This window comes from Aliiroseovarius sp. ABM4_368, assembly GCF_056161205.1.
The window spans coordinates 130242-152955 of the sequence record NZ_JBSWYR010000002.1 but is presented as its reverse complement, the minus strand read 5'-3'; the positions used below and the strand labels follow the sequence as shown (position 1 = coordinate 152955).

Below are 22714 nucleotides of genomic sequence, written 5' to 3'. Positions count from 1 at the left end.
CGGCTGGTTATCTGCAGCAGTGCCAGCTGCACTCTTGGGAAAATTGTCTGTTTAAGGTGAGCCACCCCTTGTTGACTTGCGACCCTGAATCGCAGTTCAGCCTGGAGCAACAAACCTAAGCTCACCTAGTCGCTGTTCAATTTCGACCTATCAACTATCCATTGGTGGTCGATAGGTCCTCTTTAGGTGGCAATGCGTCTCGGGATACCTCACGTAAATGGATCCCAAGAATCATCAGTGCGGGCCACAGGAGGTATACTTCGATCTCGATATTTTCGCCGAAGGACAACAGGATTAGTGTCAGCATGATGCCAAGAGGCAGGCGTCCGCGAGGGTGGCGGGCGGTGTCATACATCGTGAACGCTGTATGCCACAGCATTGGCCCCAGCAGCGCAAGAAACCCTACAAGGCCTTTCACGAAAAGCAGACCATACCACGTATGATGGCTGCCGATGGGCATGTATTCTACCAGATGCGGACCCGGTTGTACGCGACCGTGACCGAACCATACGGCCTCGTTTTGCCAGCGCTCATAGGCAATCCGTTGAAGGGTCTCACGAACTCGCGTGCTGTCGGCACGTGCGCCACGAAACGCGGCAACAAAATCTTGAAAGAACTGCAAAAGCGCCGTGCCGATGATGGCCAATGATGCGGTAAGCCCTGCTACGGCCTTCCATGCCCATGCTTTGGTGATAAGCGGCATCATACGCGGAAGCGTGGTGCAGGCCACAAGCCCAACCAGCCCCATGCGAGACTTTGAGGCTAGGATCATTAATACGCCTGCGGCAATGCCAATGCTGCGCCACTTAAAGCTCTTCTCTTCAAGCGCCATAAGCACAGAAACCACCCCCAGCAGCGCCGCAAAAGGGGACCACGGGGCGTAAAACTGCCAGCGGGGTGTCCAACTGGCCGGATCGAAGGTGAAAAAATAAACGGTGAAATACTCGGGCCCCGGCCCGCCAACGGCCTTCAGTGGCGACGTGAAGATGCGCTCGGGCAATCCGATGTAAGGCGCGGCAAGCAAAATCGGGGCCAGCGCAAGCGTGCATGCCCCTACAACGCCTTGTCCACGTATGATCACGTCACGGCGTATCGGCAGCAGCGCGCCTGCAAGTGGGAACAGCGCAAGCAATGCCCACCCCTTGGCCCAACCGATCGAGGACTTGATCATGGTTTTCATGCCAAGATCCCAGTTCAAATGCCCCATCCATAGCGCAACAAGCATAACAAGCATCCCGGCGCCCCACGCCCAAATCAACGGTGGGATTGATCCCGTCACCTGCATATCATCACGTACTGCATCACCAAGATAGAGACAGAGAAACGCAAGCCCGGCCAAAAGCCATGCCAAAACGGGACCAACGACATAAAGCGCGCCTAGCGCATAAAACGGCCACGTATAGGCCAGCGCGCGAAACACGAAACGTTCGACCGGGTTCATCTCCATCGTTACTTGCCCTCAGGCTTTTTCAACAGCTTGCTCAGCAGCGCCAGACGGACCCAACCAAGAACTAAGCCTATGAGCAGGAAAAAGGAGGCCGCAATGCCGGCTGCCAGCGCAAGTTTGCGGCTTGGCGAGGATGGCTTCTCGGGCAGTGATGGGTTCTCAAGCACCTGAACCAGCGGATAGGACGCGTAAGGATCAGACTTGCTGGATTGATTGCGCGCGATCGCCGAGGCAAAAATCGCTTCAGCGACCGAGAAATCGCGCTGAAGATCCTGCAAGCGCGCAGCAGGTTCGGCCAGTTGCTCTAGTTGAGTACGTTGCGAGGTCAGCTGGGCCGAGAGTGTTTCATATTTCTGCTGCACCCCCGCGCGTTCCGTTTCAAGCTGCACTAAGCGCGACAGAAGATCTGCCCGTGCACCGTCCAGTGCAAAATCAAGTTTGGCCAGGTCTTGCGCATCAAGACCAGTCACGAAAGCAGCGCGTTGGGTTGCCGCATTGGACACAGCCTCATATGCGCGTTGGGCTGATTGAACTTTAGGATGGTTGTTTCCAAAGCGCGACTTCAGTTCTGCAAGCGATGCAGCTTGATTGGAGCGCTCGGTGCTTAAGGAAACGAATTCGGGATCCGCGAAAGCTTTTAGCGTCGCCGCAGCTGTTTCGGCATCAATCCCAAGAGCTGCTTCGAGAGACAACACAGATTGTGTTCTGTCGCTAAGTGTACCCGAAAGCGCGTTCAGCTCGACCTCAAGAACGGTCGCGTTCGTAAGAAGTACGTCATATTGATCTGCGCTCAGAAGGCCCGAAGAGGCTTGTAGGTTTTCAATATCTTCACGTGTTTTGGCGACCGATGCGCGATAGTCCTCGATTGCAGCAAGGCCGCTGTCTTCACGCGTGCTTTGTTCGTCCGATCGCAGCGCATCCAGTTCGACAAAAAAGGCGTCGAGCAAAGCTTCGGCTCTCGCCTGTGATTGCTCAGGGCTATAGCCGGACATTTCCAGATGAATAAGACCGGTCTGGTCTACAAGGTTGATGCGGGGCTTGCCGAAAGCCTGACGCGTTTCCCCCACGCTTTGGGCCGCTGCGTTCAAAATGCGGTCTGCTCCGATCAGGCGCTTATAAGTCTCGGTCGGGCTGATCGAGTTGCTGGCGAAGGCCGAGTTGGCATAGGACGTCGCCTGCCCAATGCCGTTCAAATTCATCGAAGCCGAAGCGCCCGACCCCGGCAAGATCAGAGACACAGAGGACTTGAACACAAGTGGGGACGTTTTGAGATATCCAGTGATCGGCGCCCAGATCAGTGTCAGACCCAAAAGCGCAAACGCTGCATAACGGGGCAGACGCCCGAGATCACCAAGCTTTCCGCCAACGAGAATGCGCTTTACGTCAAATCGCCATTTTAACTTCGGTAGGCGCGCGGCCCAGCTTTTTGCAACAAATATACTCATGACATGTTCTCCATGACGTGAATATATCTGGCCTTATAAAACTAAGCATGCGCGCCCACGGGTAGAGCGCCGGCGCAAAGGGTCAGCCGAACCTATCCGATAGGGTATCGGCAAAAAGTCCCGCCTCGCGCGCGATCAGTGCAGCCTGTGTTCGGTTGGAAGCATCAATTTTCCGATACAACGTTTTGACGTGCAATTTGACGGTCGGCTCTTGAATCTCAAGGTCGCGCGCGATCTCTTTGTTGGACTTGCCTTCGGTCAGGCCACGCAGCACCTGAAACTCGCGTGGCGAGAGTTTTTCAGCGAGCTCGTTTTTAGGCTCATCAGCTGGCGCGGTCATAAACTCGAGCGGGGCATATTGCTCGCCCATCGCCATGAACCGGATTGCATTGACCATCGACTTCGCAGGAAGTGTCTTAGGCACAAAACCCGCAGCCCCCGCGTCGAGCGCTTTCTGAGCGATGTCACGTGTCGCCTGACCAGACATCAGGGCAACGCGTTGGCCACCTTCGTATTCCATCGCTTTAGTAAGTCCGGAAAGCCCGTTCATGCCTGGCATGTTGTAGTCCAGCAAAAGCAAATCAAACGAATCTTGGCTTGAAATAATTTTCAACGCCGCGTCCAGATCCGCGGCTGTCTGGGTCTCAATATCATTTTGTCCTTCCAAGAACATAACCAAGGTGTCTCGTAGAAGGTCGTGGTCATCGGCAATCAAAATACGCATCAAGTGTGTCTCCTAGATGCTTTGTTATTAGATCCAGAATACGGCGTTTATCAGGCGAGACAAGCATTCGAAGGATTACCGACACTCACCATTCGGATAGGTCGGCTATCCGCGTTTTCCGTAAGCCCTTCTTTCGCGTCGAAACCCCATACTGTGTTCCCGCAAACTGTCCGTCCGCTCCGTTGAGCCTGCGTCGTTGTCACGTCAGGTTGGTTTCAACACCGAAACCCGAAAGGCGACGACAATGACTTCTGCTGCTCGAATTGAAACAATCACTGCCACCGCAGTTCACGTAACCCCTCTTTCCAAGATGGCCCCAGGGGCTTCGCTGACGAAGGACCTTCCGTCGCTTGAGATGAACTTGATGAACGCGACAACCAGAACGGCGGTGGTAAAACTGCTGTCGCCGGGTCGCCGCAGGGTTTGCTTTGTGAATGCTCATTGCGTGAACATCGCACGCCGTGATGCCCACTATAACACTGCTGTAGTCAGCGCTGATTACCGCCTGCCAGATGGGATCGGTATTGATCTGGCCGCCAAGATGGATGGTGAAGAGCTGAAAGAAAACCTGAACGGCACTGATTTCATCCCTGCTCTGCTCGCTGGTGCTGCAAAACTTGGAAAATCCGTTTTCATGCTGGGCGCGAAACCTGGCACTGCCGACGCTGCCGCAGCCAGCCTTGTCCACGACATTCCCGGTCTGCGCATTGCGGGTACCGCGAATGGCTATGATGACATGCGCGATCAAGATGCACTGATCACGCAGATCAATGACAGTGGCGCAGATATTCTGCTGGTTGCGCTTGGTGTTCCGCAACAAGACATCTGGTTGTCGCGCAATGCACGCAAGCTGGCCCCCTCTTTAACCATGGGCGTAGGTGCATTCTTCGATTTCCGTGCTGGAAATGTGACCCGCGCACCCAAAGCCGTACGCGCTGCGCGCATGGAGTGGGTCTGGAGATTGGCGATGGAGCCGCGCCGCATGGCCAAACGCTATTTGCTTGGCAACCCTACCTTTCTTGCCGGAAGCCTGAAGCGGTCAAAGCTGATGCCAACAAAGACCAGCTCGGCACGACGCGCATTGGACCTGGCGATTTCCGGTGGATCGCTTCTGGCCCTATCGCCCCTGTTTCTGACTCTCGCAGCACTGATCAGGATCGACAGCAAAGGCCCTGCATTCTTTTCCCAAACGCGCATCGGCAAAGACGGAAAGCCGTTTCAGGTGCTGAAGTTCCGCTCGATGCACACAGATGCCGAGGCACGGCGCGAAGCGCTGCTCTCCAATTCCGAGCGTGAGGGCATTTGCTTCAAACAAAAAGACGATCCCCGTGTGACACGCATCGGCAAGCTTCTGCGCCGCACATCGCTGGACGAGCTGCCGCAGTTGATCAACGTTTTCCGTGGCGACATGGCCATCGTTGGCCCGCGCCCTGCGTTGCCCAGCGAGGTGGCGCAATATCCCGCGCGTGCGCTTGGCCGATTGAGTGTCAAACCGGGCATCACCGGAATCTGGCAGGTCTCGGGCCGCGCCGACATTGGGTTTGAAAAGATGATCGATATGGATCTGGCCTATACCCAATCGCGCACCATTCTTCTCGATCTCATCCTTATCCTTCTTACCTTCCGCGCGGTCGCAACGGGCCGTGGTGCTTATTAACGAGTTTTAAAAGGAGACTTCCAATGACGCATGTACGTAAAGCCGTTTTCCCAATCGCAGGTATGGGTACTCGCTTTCTTCCGGCAACCAAATCGGTCCCAAAGGAAATGCTTCCGCTGGTCGACAAGCCACTGATCCAATATGCGTTGGATGAAGCGCGTGAAGCTGGGATCGAAGAGTTCATCTTTGTCACAGCCGCCGGCAAAGGCGCCTTGGAAGATTACTTTGACACCGCCCGCGCGCTGGAACAGCAGTTGCGCGACAATGGCAAGGCCTCGGCATTGGAAGCCTTGGAACAAACCAATCTTCCTGAAGGTAGCCTGTCATTTGTACGCCAAAAGCACCCGCGCGGTCTTGGCCACGCCGTAAGCCTAGCCCGCCGACTTGTAGGCGATGAACCTTTCGCGGTGCTGTTGCCGGATGATGTGATCTCGGCCCCTAAGGGCGCCCTGAGCCAAATGGTCGACGCACATGCGCAAGCCGGCGGCCATATGGTTGCAACAATGCAAGTCGCGCCAGATCAGACTGGATCCTACGGTGTGATCGACCCAGAGGCATCGGTCGGGCGCATTATCAAAGCGCGCGGGATGGTCGAAAAGCCCTGCCCGGAAAAAGCCCCCTCGACCCAAGCAGTTGTTGGCCGCTACATCCTTGAGCCCTCGATTTTCGATCGCCTCGCACATATCAATCCAGGAGCAGGCGGCGAGCTGCAATTGACTGACGCGATCTGCGCAGACATCGGCACGACCTCAGTGGCCGGCTATCAGTTTGACGGGGAACGCTTTGATTGCGGATCGGTTCAAGGCTTCGTGCAAGCCACAGCTGCCTTCGCCCTTGCCCGTGCAGATTTAGAACTTGAGCTCAGTGAATTCCTTTCAGGCCGAATTAAACCCCATCCCCTCGCGGCCTGAAGGGATATAGCGACCTACCCGATCGGGTAGGTCGCTATACCGATTAGGGGATTACTTAGAAAGCGCGCGTTTCTTATGATGTCAGCAGATGAAGGGAGATGCAGATGCTTTCAAGATTTCTGGCCATTTTGGCGATCACCATTGCCACACCACTCACGGCGCTTGCCACCGATTTCAAACAGCCGGAAGGTGACGTATTGCTTACGATCACCCATGGCGGCAATGACGGTCAGACTATCGAACTTGATTTTGCAGGTTTGGAAGCACTTGGACTTACCACCATCGAAACATCAACCATCTGGACCGATGGCAAACAGGTTTTCGAAGGCGTAGAGCTGGCCACACTTGCTAAAGCTGTTGGCATTACATCAGGAACCATCAGCGCTGTTGCGCTAAATGACTACGCCGTGGAAATCCCTGTTAGCGATGCCGTTGAAGGTGGGCCCATCCTTGCGATCAAGCGAAATTCCGATCTTATGTCCATTCGCGACAAAGGTCCCGTTTGGGTCATCTATCCCTATGATTCATCGGCGAAATACCGAACCGAAATTGTGTATTCGCGTAGTATATGGCAGCTCGCACGGATCGAATTTATGGAGTAACCTGGCGTGAATAGAAAGCCGGCAAGGGTTGAAGTCATATTCTCACGTTTATCCAATAGTGGCATCGGCATGTTGGGCCTGGCGTTTCTCGTCGGGCTTTCAACGTTTGCGATATCCGTTCTTACCATTGATGTCGCGCGCGATATTAGACAGCTTAATTCGGCGGATTCCGACAACATCCAATGGTCGCTTACTCAAGCTGAGGTCGAGTTCTTGGAATTCGAACGTGACGCCATATTAGCAAGTCAGAGCGACACACCAGATTATTCATTGATGCGTCGCGAGTTCGACATTTTCTATAGCCGCTTAGACACTTTGTCCCAATCAGGCATTTATGCAGATTTGAGGCGAGAAGCTGTCTTCGGAAGCAGCCTGTCGACGCTACGTGGCTTCCTAGACGAAACGATACCGTTCATTGATGGACCAGACGACAAACTGCAGGAAGAGCTTCCCCGAATTATCAAACGCGCTGAAGAGTTTCGGCCAGTCGCACGCACGCTTTCCAATTCCGGCCTTACATATTTTGCCAGCCTGGCTGACCAGAAGCGCCGTTCACTACTTGTGACCTTAAGCGAGCTGGCCGTCGCAATTGGGTTGCTCACTTTGGCGCTTGTGACCTTGTCGCTGTTGTTGAACGCACTGAACAAGCGAAATCGGCGCAACATGGTTACTGCGCGAAACTCGCAGGACCGGACCGAGACGATCATCAATACATCTTTGGATGCCGTCATCGTAACCGACTTATCGGGGAATGTGCTCGACTATAACGATGCCGCAGAAACGATCTTTGGTTATCCGCGCGACTATGCCTTAGGCAAAGAGCTTGGCGAACTGATCGTGCCAGAAAAATTCCGCGACGCCCATGCAGCAGGGATGGAACGCATGCGAAGATCGGGCGAGCGGCGCGTGGTTGGCCAAGGCCGTGTACAGTTAGAGGGGATGCGTGCTGACGGAAGCTTGTTCCCAGTTGAATTAGCAATCCAAAGCGCGAGCACGGCAGAAGGTGAGATTTTCGTGGCCTTTTTACGTGATATTTCCGCGCGCATTGCAGCAAATGAAGAGCTGATCGAGGCCCGCGATAAAGCACTTGAAAGCGAAAAGGCAAAGACCAACTTCCTAGCGACCATGAGCCATGAAATTCGCACACCTTTGAACGGTCTCCTTGGCACCCTGACTTTGCTGCAAGACACCAAGCTAAGCGCCAAGCAATCGATCTATGTGTCGAATATGGAAAAATCCGGGCGATTGCTGATGAACCATATCGCGGATGTATTGGATATCACCACCTATGACGCAGGCAAGCTCGAGGCCCGTCTCGGGCCGGTCAACCTAAGCACGCTGCTAGAGGATATCGTTAGCAGCCAATCCAGCGCTGCGATGGCGAATGGTTCCACCCTTGAATGGGGATGGATTGGCGAACCCGTCGAATGTATCGAAACTGATAAACGCAAGGTCCAACATATCCTTGTGAACCTCGTGGGCAACGCCATCAAGTTTACCCATGATGGCCGTATCAGTATTGAAGCGGAAGTGGCCGAGGATGCATCGGGCCAGAAAACCGCCCATCTGCGTGTCTCAGATTCCGGGTCCGGTATCGCGCCTGATATGCTTAATCATATTTTCGAAGATTTTGTGACGGGCGATGCATCTTACAACCGCGATGTGGGTGGTACGGGGCTGGGCCTTGGCATCGTGAAGCGATTTGTTGAAGCACTTGGCGGAAAAGTTCAGGTCGAAAGCACTGTCGGCAAGGGCACGCAGTTCAGCGTCTCATTCCCGACCCGCATCGTAAATCGAACGAAACGCACCACCGCAGATGAGGGCAAGATCCAAAGCTCTCGAGCTTTGGATATCCTGTTGGTTGAAGACAATGAAATCAACCAGTTCGTCGCGCAGGAAATGCTGCAAAAAGCTGGCCATGAGGTCACGACTGCAGACAATGGACAGATTGGTGTCGAGCTTGCGCATGGGCATCGCTTCGATCTGATTTTCATGGATATCAGCATGCCAGTAATGGACGGGCGTGAAGCCACACGAACCATCCGCGCGGGGAATGGTGCCTCGCATGCAGCACCAATTGTAGCACTAACGGCGAATGTTCTACCCCAAGAGCATGAGGCCTTTTTGCTGGATGGCATGAACGATCTGGTCACCAAGCCGCTGAGCGCGGACGCTCTTGCTCAGATTACCAACAAGTGGAGCGCAGCTGCCCCCGTGAAAACCACGCCCGCCTCCAACAATCTTATATCAGGTGATCACTTCACCGAGATGCGCGATATGATTGGCCCAGAACAACATAAAAAGCTTTTCCAACGCGTATCCGGCGAGCTGGAGGATTTCGTCGCTGGGTATACAACCCCAACAGAAGACGCCTTGCCCGAGTTGGCAAAAGCCGCCCACAAAATCGCGGGCGGCGCGGCCGCAATAGGTGCGTTGGACGTTGCAGACCGTCTGCGCAACATCGAGATTGCGGCAAAGTCAGGCGAACTCTCCACAGTTACTGGCGAAATCTCTGCCTTGCCTGAAGTTTGGTCGCGCACGATGAACGAGTTCAACGCACGCAACACCTAAGCGTTTAAAGTGTCCCCAAACTTAGCACCCCAACTACACGGCCAACTTCGGTGATGTTTGTCACAGAACTATCGTAACAAGCCAGAGCATCGCCGGGCAGAAGATAGGGATCGAAATCATCCCGCTCGGGCAGGCGCATGAGTTGTTCGATGTTCCGCTCAACAACCGCAGACACCTGCGTTTCGGGATTGCGCGAAAACAGAACAGCGGATCGATTGGCGCTGGTGGTCTTCGCGCCACCAACGCAGTTCATATTGATTGCAGCCTGCAAGAAACGGGTTCCGTAAGGCACCTGTCGGATTTCTTTGCCATTTGCAGAAGGAGCGTTGCCTGTTGCTGGCTGAGTCAGGTTCGAAATGAACAGCGCGATGCCAGGTGGGCTGATCGGACTGGGACGCATCAGATCTTCCTGAAAACACCCACGGCTTGGGACGCGAATCTCGTCACCAGAAAGCAGCATAATGTCGACGTTATTGCGGCCTTCAAACACGCCGCGCATGTCAATCTTATAGACCGTAGACCCGCGCGAGACTTCGACCGCTGAAATGTCAGCATCTGGGCGGATCCCACCTGCCGCACGCAAAGCTGCCGATAGGTTACGCCCTTCGGACGAGGCACCCAAAGCGTCTTGGCGGCGGCCGTCGATATCCTCGCCAGATACAGCTCCGATTTCGGTCGCATGCGGTTCGAACACGGCCCCCGAGACCCCAACAGTCACCGAGGCAAAATCTTTCACGCGCACTGACACTTTCGGGCGCTCGGTGAAAAAATCACCGGCCTGAAGTTTGGACGCGATGTCGCGTTCAATCTCGGACGTTGTACGCCCTTGGGCACGCACCGGGCTTAGGAAAGGAAGTTTCAACGTGCCATCACGCGACACAACATAAGATCCGCCAAATGTGTCATCATCGCTAACGAAGATCTCGACCAGATCATTACGCGTCAGCCGTTCCCCAACCAAATAGGTGATCCCTTTACCGCCCGCCCCGACGCGCAAAGGAAGGCATTTCTGCGCGTTCATTGTCGATGAGTGCAGATAGCCCTTCTCGGATTCAGCCAAGACCGGTGCGCGATACTGAGCTTGATAGGCATCTCCCTGAAGAACCGGTTCAAGGTTGCCGGGGGGTTCAAGGCTGGCGCAGTTTGTAAGCAATACAAGCGCGGTGCTGGCAGTCGTGACTTTCGCGGCGTTACTCATGTCGTTCTCTCAATAGCACTTACACCATCGGCTTAACCCAGCTACGCCGAAACCACCAAAGGTCGTTGGGACTAACATCCCTATCCACTTGGGTAGGTGTCAAGCCTTCTGCGCCCCGATACTGTCCGGTAGCGTCCAATACACCTCAGTTTTATTTCGATAAAAACAGGTCATCAAAGAAACGGATGACCTGAATGAACGCGACATCGCAAATCAACTCGCTAGCAAAGGGCCTGATGGCTTATGGCGCATCGGAAGCGGCCGCCAAGGCTTCGCGGCTTTTGGTCGTCGTCGCTGTTGCGCGGTCGCTTGAATTGAAAGAAATCGGAGTAGCCGCTGCAGCCATGGCCGCAGGCGACATCGTCAAATCCCTTACTGAGAACGGCGTAGGTCAAAAAATCATCTCGTCTCGCGACGATGTCTTGGATGCCACATGCAATACAGCACATAAGATTTTCTGGGCATGGTGCATTGGCCTTTTCACCTTGCAAGCGGGCGTTGCGGGCGCGGTTTTCTTGTGTGGCGGAAGCGCCACCCTGGCCGCGCTGATCCTGCTGCTGGCCGTTGAATATCTGTTCATGCCCGGCGGCCTTGTTCAGGTCGCACTGGCGATGCGCGCAGGGAAGTTGCAACAGACTGCCGCGATTTCTGGGTCGCAAATCGTCGGCTCAAATATTGCAGCTGTCGCGCTTGCTCTTGTTTGGGCGAACCCTTTGGCGTTGATCCTGCCGCGTGTCATCTCTGCACCGTTCTGGCTGATCGCACAACGTCGCCTGCACCCATGGAAGGCCAATCGCGATGCAGGTTACGCTTCAGTCCGTCCCTTTTTCCAGTTCGGCCGCGCCGTGCTTGGAACCGAAGTGACCAAAGCGCTGCGCCTGCAAGCCGACAAAGTAATTGTTGGCGCGCTGATGGGGGCCGAGACGCTGGGTCTTTACTTCATGGCCTTCAACGCGGGCCTTAGTCTTGCGAACTCGGTTTCTGTCGCGCTGGCAACCGTAGTTTTCCCGCATCTCTGTAGCGCACAAGACAAAGCCAAGGCGCTGCGCCAAAGCATTTCCATGCCGCTTTTCGTAGTTGCGCCGATCGTTATGCTGCAAGCTGTGCTAGCGCCCTATTACGTGCCCGTTCTTTTCGGCGAAGGGTGGGACGACATCAGCCCCGTTGTTTCAATCCTGTGCCTTGTCGCGATCCCGACAACGCTTTGGTCCGCCGCAGCTGGTTGGCTGCGTGTCCAAGACCGCCCTGAAGTCGAGCTTTGGGTCACCCTGATCCTCACGGCCGCGCTTCTCGCTAATACTGCAATGCTTGCACCCTTTGGCCTGACCTCTGTCGCAACCGGCTATGCCCTGGTGACCGCGACCATCCTTTTCATCGCCTCTGCCCCAGCCGTCCTGTTGGCTTATGGGTCGGACAAAGCGAAAGCGTAACCAATGACTAAGTTTTCGATCATCGTTCCTTGCTTCAATGCCGAAGGTACTATTGCCGCCACACTCGACAGCTTTCGGGCCCAGACTCATGCCGACTGGGAGGCTGTTGTTGTCGATGACGGATCCTCGGATGCGAGTTGTAAAATCGTTCAGGAATACACCCAGCGCGATGACCGTATCCGGTTGATCTTCAACCTTGGCAAAGGCCCAAGTGCTGCGCGCAACTATGGCGCAATGTCCCTTGCCCGTAACGAAATCATTGCGTTCTGCGATGCAGATGACATCTGGACCGAGACAAAGCTGGAAACGCTCGCAAACGCATTCTCCAATTCAGAAACTCATGGTGCTTTCGGACAGATTGCCTTCTTTAACGACACACCAAATGACGCCTCGGTTTATTCAACCGTCCCCCAAGACCAGTTGAGCATCGATATGCTGTTGGGTGAGAACCCCGTTTGCACATGTTCCAACATCACCATGCGTCGGGATGCGTTTATTGCCTCAGGCGGCTTTTCAACCGAGATGGTCCACAACGAAGACCTCGACTGGCTTGTGCGGGCAGTCGGGCAAGGCCTTCGCATTAAGGGTCTACAACAGCTGCACACGTACTACCGTACCAGCCCGCGCGGGCTTTCGTCTGATCTGGCGGCGATGGAACGCTCGCGCCAAGAGGTATTGAAAACAGCCGCCGGTTTTGGCGCGATGCCTAGCCCCTCAAGCAACGCTATCTACAATCGCTATCTTTCCCGTCGCGCCCTGCGCATGAGCGAAGATCGCCTCCTGCCCCTACGTTTCGCCCTCGCGGGTATGAAGATCAGCCCCGCTGGCTTCTTTTCCTCGCCACGGCGTGGCGCGTTGACCCTTCTCGCCGCGCTCAGCGTCCCGGTTTTGCCGCGCCCGATTGCGCGCAAGCTTTTCACATAATGGAGAATGACATGACTTTCGTCTCTATCGTTGTTCCGGCCTATAACGCGGCCAAAACACTGCCCGAAACAATTGAAGCCTTGCTGGCGCAGACCTACGGCACCTTTGAGATTGTGATCGTTAACGACGGCTCGACAGATGACACTATCGAAATCTCGAACCGTTACGCCCAACGCGAAAATGTCCGGGTTGTGCATCAGCGCAATCGTGGCCTGGCTGGTGCACGCAACAGCGGCATCCACGCAGCGGCTGGCGCATTCATCGGGTTCTGCGATGCAGATGACATCTGGACGCCAGAAAAGCTGGAGCGTCACGTGGCACATCTTCGTGCAAATCCGATGGTTGGTCTGAGTTATTCCGCGTCAACTCTGATTGACAACGCGGGCGTCCCGATTGGTCAGACCCAGACACCAAAGCTTACCGGGGTCACACCGGCGCATGTTTTCAAGCGAAATCCGATCGGGAATGGCTCGGCGGTTGTTGTGCGTCGCGACGTCTTTGAAGACATCGCCTATCGCCCAAATCACGAACAAGAACGCGATTGGTTCTTCGATGAAACCTTCCGCCAGTCCGAGGACATCGAATGCTGGACCCGAATTGCCTTGACCACCGCTTGGGAATTTGAAGGGATCAAGGGCTTTCTGACACAGTATCGGATCAACCCTGATGGCCTATCCGCATCCACCGAAAACCAGTTGCAGGCCTGGGAGCAAATGGTCACGAAACTGACCCCTTTGAACCCCGCTTTCTTTGAAAAGCACGCACAAACTGCGCGCGCCTATCAGCAACGCTATCTCTGTCGCCGTGCGCTCAAGTCGCTCGACCTTTCGCGCGCGCGCCGACACGCCAAGGCTTGGATGCAAACCTCGTCACGTCCTTTCTTCGAGGAACCTGTCAAATCTGCCGTGACATTCGGCGCACTTCACCTGTTGTCGCTATTTGGCGCCCGCAACCTTCAACGCCTGTTCGCTATCGCTGCAAACACCAAACGCCAAGGATCCTTCTAATGTCCAGCAAGACCATCATTCATCTGTGCGACGATCAAACCAGCGGCGGGGTAACCCGCGTGTTAGAACATATTCAATCCTGCCCGATCATCCGCGCATCGGGTGATCGACATATCGTTAAATTCGTCAAACGCGGTTCAACCAAGATCGGTCGTTTGAACGCGAATGTTATTGTGTCCCACCTTTCTGTGTCGTGGCGTACATTGCCGGGCCATGTTGTGTTGCGCGCTTTGAATCCAAACACGCCAATGATCCATGTCGAGCACAGTTATACCGAAGCTTTTGTCGCCCGGAATGTTCTCCGCAAAGCGCGGTTTAACACTCTATTGCGCTCAGCTTATGCACTTTATGAAAAGGTGGTTGCTGTTAGTTATGCGCAGGGTCGTTGGCTGGCGACAGCTGGCCTTGTGCGTCCGTCGCAGCTGGGTGTGATACAATCCACTGTGTCCTATGATAACATGCGCGCCATCCCGGCCCCAAAGGGTGAAACGCGCGTTTTTGGTGCAATCGGCCGGCTGGATCACCAAAAAGGGTTTGATACTCTGATCAGTGCTTTCAAAAACGTGACCACCCCAGACGCAGAATTGCGGATCTACGGCACAGGCCCCGAGGAAGAAAACCTGAAACGTTTGGCCCAAGATGATCCGCGCATTTCATTCGAAGGCCACCGCTCTGACGCATGTGGGATCTATGGTGAAATCGACGCAGTCCTGATGCCTTCACGTTGGGAGGCTTACGGATTGGTCGCAGCCGAGGCACTTGCCGCGAAGCGACCTGTGTTGGCGCAATCCGTTGACGGGCTCGTGGACCACGTTGAATTCGGAGCACGCCTTGTCACATCTCGTGATGTCGAAGCATGGACTGATGCGATCGACGCGGTTGCGCGAGAGAGAATAGCAATCGTGGCGACTTGCAACGTTAAACAAACACCCGAACAAAACTTCGCTACTGCCTGGTCCAAGCTGGTCAAGGATCTTTGCGGTGAACTAGAAACACCATCACCCTGCAAACCGGTTCCGCTACTTTCATGAATGAGAAAGCAGCAAATAGGCATAAACGGTTGGTTGGGAATGCGGCCGAATACACGAAAAAGACTCCGCTTTTCCGCGAGTTCAGTTTGAACTACATAAACAATTCCAGAAGGAACCTGCCGCGAAATCTGATGGTCGCCAAGGCATGCAATTTCCATCGTCGGTTTGCCAGCTCCGGGATCCTCTATGGTACCCCAAGACGCTGATAGCCTTCGAACCAATACATGTGGGTTTGGCGCATCTCGGGAAAAGTCAATTTTCAGACGAACCCTTCCGTGGCGATCTATCCGCAGCAATGCACAGAAGAACACGGGTCTAATGCAGATCTAGTGTCTGCTTTGCTAGGCGAATGATGAGAAACTGGCAAAAGCAGTGGAGATCAGCTCTCTGCCCTTGCTGTTCTTTCTCTGCGGCGCAAAGCGTATAATGCGGTCGTTCATTCTAGGTGTGGCTAGTGCACCAAAGTCCCGCGCTTGAGGTGTTGACCACCTCAAAGTCGTTCAAGCGCAGCGAACGGCGGCTATGCGGGCGCAGACGCGGCATTGTCGCTACTGGTCGAGTGTCCGCAATGGGCCGAAACTCTATTAGTCCACGCGACCTGCTTCTGGTCCATCTATGACGGTTGGGTCAGGTTCGTGTGACGTTCAACAGGGAAGAAGTGGCGCTCTGGGGAGGATTCGAACCCCCGACCCCTTGATTCGTAGTCAAGTACTCTATCCAGCTGAGCTACCAGAGCGCGGTAGGCGGGGATGTAACTGGACCGCCGGGGGTTTGCAAGGGCGAAAGTCGAAGTTTTTTCGACTTTTTCATCCATCCGCGTCAAATGGGTTGAACGTTTTCCATTTGCCTAACTGGCCCAACGCGACAGCACTGTGGACACATCCTGTGGGGTGTGCGTTTCCCCGGCTTCCGCGCTTGGCGTGGCACCTGAAAGCTTCGGCGCTGGGCTTGGTTGGATCACGTCTTCAAACGTCGCAAAGCTGCCGCGCGCCACGTTGTGTGGATGGTGCGGCGCTTCGGCCAATGACAGAACGGGCGCGCAGCAGGCATCTGTGCCCTCAAGGATCTCGGCCCACTCATCGCGTGTTCTTTTTTTGAATCGTGCGGTGAACGCATTGCGCAATTTCGGCCATCCCTCGACGTCGTGCTGGGTGGGTAATTCAGCCTCTGCTAGCCCGATCCGCTCCAGAAACTCTGCATAGAATTTAGCTTCCAGCGCGCCCACCGAGATGTGCCCGCCACAGGCGCATTCATAGACCGTGTAAAACGGCGCGCCACCATCCAGCAGATTGGTTTCGCGCGCGTCAGCCCAGATGCCAGCCCCATAAAGCGAATAGATCATCGCCATCAAATGCGCTGTCCCATCGGTGATCGCTGCGTCCACGACTTGCCCGCGCCCGCTGGTCTTTGCCGCATGAAGCGCCGCCAGCATCCCGGCGACCAGATACATGCCGCCACCTCCGAAATCGCCAAGCAGGTTCAGCGGTGGCACAGGGTGACCTCCACCAATTGCATGAAGCGCGCCCGAGATGGCAATGTAGTTGATGTCATGCCCTGCCGCTTGGGAAAGAGGGCCAGATTGCCCCCAGCCGGTCATACGACCATAGACCAGCGCCGGATTGTCCGGGAAATTGTCAGGTCCAAGTCCAAGCCGCTCCAACACACCGGGGCGCATCCCTTCGATCAACATGTCGGCGCGACTGATCAGATTGCGTGCCGTGGCCCGGTCCGCCTCGGACTTTAGATCCAGCTCGACAAAGCCGCGCCCGCGATTCAGCACATCCACCTTTTGCGGGATCAGAGGTTTCAGGTTCGGGCGCTGGATGCGCACCACATCTGCCCCCATATCCGCCAGCCACATGGCAGCGAAGGGGGTAGGGCCAAGCCCTTGTATCTCGACAACCTTCAACCCGGATAGGGGCTTATCACCACTCAATTACCTCTCCTACTGGGGCGCCGTTTCTTCTGGCCCCAATTATCCCGGGGTGAGCCTTGGCGATGCGAGGGGCCGCGCCCCTTACACATCAATCGACCGGGCGATCAGTTCCTTCATGATCTCGTTCGTCCCACCATAGATCATCTGTACCCGCGCATCCGCATAAAGCCGCGCAATCGGGTACTCGGTCATATAGCCATAGCCGCCAAACAATTGCAGGCATTCATGCATGATCTCGTTCTGCACTTCACTGCCCCAGTATTTCGCCATCGAGGCGGTGGGCGCGTCCAGAGTACCCTCGATCAACTGTGCGATACAGTCATTGACGAAACTGCGCAGAACCTCGGCTTTCGTTTTGCATTCGGCCAACTTGAAGCGGGTGTTTTGAAAGTCCATGACGCGCTGGCCAAAGGCTTTGCGCTCTTGGGTATAGGCGATGGTCTGCTCCAACGCGAAGTCAATCGCGCCTAGCGCCTGAATGGCAATCAGTAACCGTTCCCACGGCAGCTGCTTCATCAACTGATAGAATCCCTGGCCCTCTTCCGTGCCCAGCAGGTTGGTCAACGGAACCTTCACGTCCTCATAGAACAGCTCGGACGTGTCATTGGCCTTCATCCCAAGCTTCTTCAGGTTCTTGCCGCGCTGGAAGCCCTCGCATTGATCCGGTTCGACCACGATCAGCGAAATGCCCTTTCCGCCCGCGCTCGGGTCCGTCTTGCAGACGGTGATGATCAGGTCGGCTGCCTGACCGTTGGTGATGAAAATCTTGGAGCCATTGATCTTGTATTGATTTCCATCCTTCTCGGCCCGCGTTTTCACCGCTTGAAGGTCAGACCCGGTGCCGGGTTCAGTCATCGCAATCGCGCCCACAATCTCGCCCGAGGCAAGGCCCGGCAGCCAACGCGCCTTTTGTTCTTCGGTACCATAAGCGGTGATGTAGTGGGTGACGATCGACTGAATGCCGTATCCCCAGCCGCAATCCCCGGTGCGCGTTTGTTCATAGATTACAACGCTTTCAAACCCCATGTCGCCGCCTGCTCCGCCGTATTCCTCGGGGGTGGCGCCGCCCATAATCCCGGCTTGTCCAGCGGTGTTCCAAAATGCGCGGTCCACGATGCCCTGATCGACCCAGCGTTCGATGTTGGGCGTCAGTTCATCTGCAAAAAAGCGGTTGGTCATGTCGGCAAACATGCGGTGTTCGTCGCTGATCCAGCTGGCCGAGGGTGAAAACAGGCTCATGGCGGGCTCCGATTTTACGTTGTTTTTCAAACTATACGCCGCGCAGGATGCAATCGGACTGGTAACGTGACGTTACACGCGCTAAGCCGACGCAAGGGAACTTGTGCAATTGCGCGACAATCCCCCACAAACCGCTACAGCGGATATGTTTTACGTGCGTTAGACGCGCGGATCACGTATTTAGATTGGAAAAAAGACGTTAGACGGAGACTGCGGTGACTACTGCACGGGTGGATTTCATAAAATACGCAACGCTTGGCCTGCTGGCCTCGGCGGCGACGCCTGCACTTGCTCAGGTCGGGACCGAGACCACAAGCTATACGCTTTACGGGACACCGGGCCTGATCCATATGCCGACGGCTGAAGTTGCTCCTGACAGCGAATTGGCGTTTTCTTATTCGCAGTTTGGCCCCAACGCGAACGGCACGTTGACCTTCCAGATCCTGCCCCGTCTGTCGGGCAGCTTTCGCTATACCCGGCTGGAAAACTTCTGGAACAGCGGCCCCTTGCGCGGCCAGGATTTCTTCGACCGCAGTTTTGACCTTCAATACCGCGTTCTGAATGAAACGAAATACCTGCCAGCGGTGTCGGTCGGCATTCGCGATTTTATCGGCACTGGCGTCTATTCCAGCGAATACGTGGTTGCGACCAAAAGCCTTGGCGACAAGCTGCGGGTTCATGGTGGCCTTGGTTGGGGGCGCCTTGCCTCGTATAATTCCATTGGCACCATAGGGGGCGCCCGCCCGGATTGGGACGCGGGACGCGGTGGCAATCTGAATGTCAGCCAGTGGTTCCGCGGTGATGTCGCACCCTTTGCGGGGCTTAGCTATAAGGTCAATGACAAGCTGACCCTCAAGGCCGAATACTCGTCGGATGCTTTCACGGTCGAAGAGCGTCGCGGCACGTTGGAGCATAACTCGCCCTTCAATTTCGGCATTGATTATCAAGTTGCCCCAGCCATTCATCTGAACGCAGCATATGTGGCGGGCAGCATGTTCGGCGCAGGCCTGACCATTCGTCTGAACCCCCGTCAGCCTTTGGCGCGCTCGGGCAACGAAAAGGCCCCTTTGCCAGTTAAGCCGCGCCCGTCGCGGGCAGATTCAGCTGCGTGGAGCACCGATTGGGTCTCGAATTCCGAAGATCAGGCCGGGATCCGCAAGGTGGTTGGCGATGCGCTGAGCAAAGAAGGCATCCAACTGAAGTCTATGGCCCTTGGCGCTACGCGGGCTGAGCTGAAGATCGACAACCGTCGCTATAACTCGCAGCCGCAGGCCATCGGGCGGACCGCTCGGGTTCTGACTCACGCATTGCCCCCTTCGGTCGAGAGCTTCAAGATCACCATCGTCGAGAATGGTCTGCCACTGTCGACGGTCACCATGCGCCGCAGCGATATCGAGCGCCTAGAGCATGCGCCGGCCAATGACATCTATCAGCGTGTTACCATCGACGAGGCCACGCCTACATCGGTGAAAAACTCGGAGCTGGTGCGCCAGGACACGCGTTTCTCCTGGGCATTGGCACCCTATATGTCGCTAAGCTATTTCGACCCGTCCAGCCCGATCCGGGGTGACCTTGGCCTGCGTCTCAGCGCGAAATACCATCTGGCTCCGAATCTTGTGCTTTCGGGAGCCGTGCAGAAAAGCCTCTGGGGTAACCTGGATGATTCCGATTTCAATGCCTCGTCCGCCTTGCCTCCAGTTCGGACACATGCTGCGCTCTACGCGCAAGAGGGCGACCCGGCGATCCAGCACCTGACCGCGACTTGGTATGAACGTCCTGGCAAGAACCTCTATAGCCGTGTGACCATTGGCTATCTGGAAAAGATGTTCGGTGGTGTGTCTGCCGAGGTCCTGTGGAAACCTGTGGACAGCCGACTGGCTGTCGGAGCCGAGGTCGCTTGGGTCAAGCAGCGCGACTATGACCAACTGTTTGGCTTCCGTGACTATGACGTCGTAACAGGCCATGTCTCGGCCTACTATGATCTGGGCAACGGGTTCTCGACCCGCGTGGATGCGGGCCGCTATCTGGCTGGGGATTACGGCGCCACCTTTGCCGTTGACCGGACCTTCGCAAATGGTTGGAAAGTCGGTGGTTACTTCACCAAGACCAATGTTTCTGCCGAAGATTTCGGTGAGGGTTCGTTCGACAAGGGAATTCGCCTGTCCATCCCTCTGGAATGGGCGTTGGGTACTCCGTCGCGTGGCGATTCCAGTGCTCAGATCCGGTCCTTGTCCCGAGACGGCGGCGCGCGCTTGCGCGTAGATGGTCGCCTGTTTGACTGGGTGGAAGACGGGCACGGCGATGCTTATGCTGGCCGCTGGGGCAAGTTCTGGAGGTAATGGTGCTGGGCTTTTCACTGAAATCACCGCTGCGCGCGGCAACACTTGGCCTTTGCGCGGCGCTTGCTTTGACAGCTTGCGGGTCCGACAAGCAAGAGTTCGAGCTTCCGAACGCAACGCTGGGCTATCTGAAAGACGCGACTGGCAATGTTGCGAAACGTGCCGGGCGTAAGTTGACCAAGCCGGCCGCCAACGCGGCACCGGCTGCGGCGGCAGATCCGAACGCGATTGTCGCCAAGGCGCTGTCGGCCACCAAAGGCCCTATCGCCATTGTCGTGCGCATCGACACCAACGCCGTGCTGGCAATGAACCCCGTGGGCCGCAACGGCGGCTATGTGACTTGGGGTAGCGCGCCGGGGCAGGGCATCACTTATAAGCGCGGGGTTATGACCAATACGCGTGGGCTGGGCGAAGATCTGATGTCCTCGCGCATAGACGCGGCTGTGTCCGCCATCACGTCGCGACGGAACGCTGACTATACTCGTAAGCACTATTACTTGGGCGATCTGGGCCAAACCACCGAACTGGCATTGAACTGTTCGCTACGCCGCTCGGGCACCGAAAGGGTCGCCTTGGGCGAGGTCAACGCCAATGCGGTCATCCTGAAAGAAACCTGCCGCAAGGATGCGATTTCCTTCACCAATGTCTATTGGGTCGATGGGGGCGGACGCGTTCTGAAATCCAGCCAGTGGGTTGGTCAGCGGATCGGCAGCTTGGCCATTCAGAACCTGCGCCTGTAACCGGCAGCCTGTGCGCTAGCTGCGCGCATAGGCGTCTTCGTAGCGCGTGATGTCATCCTCGCCCAGATAGGCGCCGGTCTGAACTTCGATAAGTACGGCATCTTCAGCACCGTTATTTTCCAGCCGGTGCAGCTCCCCTAGTGGGACATAAACGGATTGGTTGGCAGGAACATCGTAACTGTCCTGCCCGATGGTCACGGTCGGGCAGCCTTCGACCACCACCCAATGCTCGGCGCGGCGCGCGTGTGATTGCAGCGACAACACCCCCCCCGGATGCACAGTGATGATCTTCACCTGAAATCCCGGCCCGGCCACCAACCGTTCAAACCAGCCCCATGGACGATAGTCGCGCGGCATTGTCTGGGCCTGTTCCTTGCTGCGCTTCGTCAGCTCTTTGACCAGCGCACCGACGTCGCTGGATCGGCTTTTGTCGGCCACCAAAACCGCGTCCTTGGTGGCGACTGCGATCACATTCTCAAGCCCCAACCCGACCAGCACCTGATCCGAGTGCTCGGCCAGAAGGAGCGACGACTGACAGTCAATTGCATGACTGTCGCCAAGCGTGACCGTGCCCGCGTCCGAGGTCTCGTCAAGCTCTGCCCTCCATACGCTCTGCCAGCCGCCCAGATCCGACCAGTGTCCGTCATACGGAACAACATGTAGGTCGCGCTGCTTTTCCATGATGGCATAGTCGATGGACACATCCGGCAGGCTGTCCCAATGGTTCTGCGGCAATCGGGTAAAGCCCAGGTCCATCTCTTTATCAGTCAAAGCCGCCTGGACAGGGGGCAGCATCTCGGGTGCATGAGTTTCAAATGCCGTGATCATGTCGCGGGCGCGGAACAGGAAAATGCCAGCGTTCCATAAATGGTGACCACCAGCCAGCATCTGCGCGGCGGTTGGTGCGTCAGGCTTTTCGGTAAAGCTTGCCAACAGAATCGTATCTTGGTCCGGGGCAGGGCGGGCGGTCAGCTCTAGATAGCCATAACCGGTTTCGGGTCGGTCCGGGGTGATCCCGAAGGTCACCATGTGGCCCGCTTGGACGGCATCTAACCCTTTGGACACGCATTCGGCAAAGGCCGCGTGGTCGGGCATCAAGTGGTCTGCCGGTGTCACGATGCAGATGGCGTCGGGATCTTTGCTTAGCGCCGCCAGAGTGGCCGCTAAAACCGCCGCGGCCGTATTGCGCGATTTCGGCTCAAGCAGGATTTGTTCGGGCAGGGTTGCAATCTCGCCCATCTGCTCGACCACGTGAAAGCGATAGCTTTCATTGGTGACGATGATCGGGCGTTGAAATAGAGAACCATGAAACCGCTTGATGGTGTCCTGAAACAGGCTGTCAGCCGCGCCCAGTTTTCGGAATTGCTTGGGATAGCTTTGCCGCGAGATCGGCCAAAGCCGCGTTCCGATGCCTCCGGCCAATACGATCGGAACGATCTTTTTCACGTCGAAGGTCTCCGGCTACATGATCTCAGTTACAAGCGGCCCACGCACGCTTTGGTGGAATCATGTC

Annotated in this window: 17 protein-coding genes and 1 tRNA gene; 10 read left to right on the top strand and 8 right to left on the bottom strand. The window is 56.0% G+C overall.

What is annotated here, in order from left to right; genetic code table 11:
* Positions 1–154 precede the first annotated feature (154 nt).
* The 3 genes from ACXAH3_RS06725 to ACXAH3_RS06715 form a co-directional block, all read right to left on the bottom strand.
* The gene (locus tag ACXAH3_RS06725) at positions 155–1447 is read right to left on the bottom strand and encodes an O-antigen ligase family protein (protein ID WP_474861310.1); all 1293 of its coding nucleotides are present in this window, start codon (positions 1445–1447) and stop codon (positions 155–157) included.
* Between the two features lie 2 nt (positions 1448–1449).
* Entirely contained in the window at positions 1450–2892 is a 1443-nt protein-coding gene (locus ACXAH3_RS06720) for a GumC family protein (RefSeq protein ID WP_474861309.1), read from the bottom strand.
* Positions 2893–2974: 82 nt separating this feature from the next.
* Entirely contained in the window at positions 2975–3616 is a 642-nt protein-coding gene (locus tag ACXAH3_RS06715) for a response regulator transcription factor (protein ID WP_474861308.1), read from the bottom strand.
* A gap of 244 nt (positions 3617–3860) precedes the next feature.
* Here ACXAH3_RS06715 and ACXAH3_RS06710 point away from each other — a divergent pair, with 244 nt between their 5' ends.
* The 4 genes from ACXAH3_RS06710 to ACXAH3_RS06695 all read left to right on the top strand — a co-directional run bounded on the left by ACXAH3_RS06710 (position 3861) and on the right by ACXAH3_RS06695 (position 9357).
* Entirely contained in the window at positions 3861–5273 is a 1413-nt protein-coding gene (locus tag ACXAH3_RS06710) for a WecB/TagA/CpsF family glycosyltransferase (RefSeq protein WP_474861307.1), read from the top strand.
* 23 nt (positions 5274–5296) lie between these two features.
* On the top strand, positions 5297–6184 hold the full coding sequence (locus ACXAH3_RS06705) for a UTP--glucose-1-phosphate uridylyltransferase (protein ID WP_474861306.1): 888 nt from the start codon (positions 5297–5299) through the stop codon (positions 6182–6184).
* A 104-nt stretch (positions 6185–6288) separates the two neighbouring features.
* Positions 6289–6786 (top strand): putative pterin-binding protein, encoded by a 498-nt coding sequence (locus ACXAH3_RS06700; RefSeq protein WP_474861305.1) that lies wholly within the window; start codon positions 6289–6291, stop codon positions 6784–6786.
* 213 nt (positions 6787–6999) lie between these two features.
* On the top strand, positions 7000–9357 hold the full coding sequence (locus ACXAH3_RS06695; protein WP_474861304.1) for a hybrid sensor histidine kinase/response regulator: 2358 nt from the start codon (positions 7000–7002) through the stop codon (positions 9355–9357).
* A 4-nt stretch (positions 9358–9361) separates the two neighbouring features.
* Here the strand turns inward: ACXAH3_RS06695 and ACXAH3_RS06690 are convergent, their stop codons facing one another.
* On the bottom strand, positions 9362–10555 hold the full coding sequence (locus ACXAH3_RS06690) for a polysaccharide biosynthesis/export family protein (RefSeq protein ID WP_474861303.1): 1194 nt from the start codon (positions 10553–10555) through the stop codon (positions 9362–9364).
* 194 nt (positions 10556–10749) lie between these two features.
* Between ACXAH3_RS06690 and ACXAH3_RS06685 the strand changes: the two genes are divergently transcribed.
* The 4 genes from ACXAH3_RS06685 to ACXAH3_RS06670 are packed head-to-tail and all read left to right on the top strand — an operon-like array spanning position 10750 to position 14947.
* Positions 10750–11985: an oligosaccharide flippase family protein gene (locus ACXAH3_RS06685; RefSeq protein ID WP_474861302.1), complete on the top strand. Its 1236-nt coding sequence runs from the start codon at positions 10750–10752 to the stop codon at positions 11983–11985.
* 3 nt (positions 11986–11988) lie between these two features.
* Positions 11989–12909, top strand: a complete 921-nt coding sequence (locus tag ACXAH3_RS06680) for a glycosyltransferase family 2 protein (protein ID WP_474861301.1) — start codon at positions 11989–11991, stop codon at positions 12907–12909.
* Between the two features lie 11 nt (positions 12910–12920).
* On the top strand, positions 12921–13916 hold the full coding sequence (locus ACXAH3_RS06675; RefSeq protein ID WP_474861300.1) for a glycosyltransferase family 2 protein: 996 nt from the start codon (positions 12921–12923) through the stop codon (positions 13914–13916).
* Positions 13916–14947 (top strand): glycosyltransferase, encoded by a 1032-nt coding sequence (locus ACXAH3_RS06670; protein ID WP_474861299.1) that lies wholly within the window; start codon positions 13916–13918, stop codon positions 14945–14947. The genes ACXAH3_RS06675 and ACXAH3_RS06670 overlap by 1 nt, the downstream gene beginning before the upstream one ends.
* 659 nt (positions 14948–15606) lie before the next feature.
* On the opposite strand, the gene ACXAH3_RS06665 is transcribed toward ACXAH3_RS06670, so the two are convergent.
* The 3 genes from ACXAH3_RS06665 to ACXAH3_RS06655 all read right to left on the bottom strand — a co-directional run bounded on the left by ACXAH3_RS06665 (position 15607) and on the right by ACXAH3_RS06655 (position 18122).
* Positions 15607–15683: transfer RNA gene (locus tag ACXAH3_RS06665), tRNA-Arg, on the bottom strand.
* Positions 15684–15794: 111 nt separating this feature from the next.
* The gene (locus ACXAH3_RS06660; protein ID WP_474861298.1) at positions 15795–16883 is read right to left on the bottom strand and encodes a CaiB/BaiF CoA transferase family protein; all 1089 of its coding nucleotides are present in this window, start codon (positions 16881–16883) and stop codon (positions 15795–15797) included.
* 81 nt (positions 16884–16964) lie between these two features.
* On the bottom strand, positions 16965–18122 hold the full coding sequence (locus ACXAH3_RS06655; RefSeq protein ID WP_474861297.1) for an acyl-CoA dehydrogenase family protein: 1158 nt from the start codon (positions 18120–18122) through the stop codon (positions 16965–16967).
* A gap of 215 nt (positions 18123–18337) precedes the next feature.
* Here ACXAH3_RS06655 and ACXAH3_RS06650 point away from each other — a divergent pair, with 215 nt between their 5' ends.
* Both ACXAH3_RS06650 and ACXAH3_RS06645 read left to right on the top strand, forming a co-directional pair.
* The gene (locus ACXAH3_RS06650; RefSeq protein ID WP_474861296.1) at positions 18338–20461 is read left to right on the top strand and encodes a YjbH domain-containing protein; all 2124 of its coding nucleotides are present in this window, start codon (positions 18338–18340) and stop codon (positions 20459–20461) included.
* Positions 20462–20463: 2 nt separating this feature from the next.
* Entirely contained in the window at positions 20464–21201 is a 738-nt protein-coding gene (locus ACXAH3_RS06645) for a YjbF family lipoprotein (protein ID WP_474861295.1), read from the top strand.
* Between the two features lie 15 nt (positions 21202–21216).
* Here the strand turns inward: ACXAH3_RS06645 and ACXAH3_RS06640 are convergent, their stop codons facing one another.
* Positions 21217–22647: a mannose-1-phosphate guanylyltransferase/mannose-6-phosphate isomerase gene (locus ACXAH3_RS06640; RefSeq protein ID WP_474861294.1), complete on the bottom strand. Its 1431-nt coding sequence runs from the start codon at positions 22645–22647 to the stop codon at positions 21217–21219.
* Between the last annotated feature and the right edge of the window lie 67 nt (positions 22648–22714).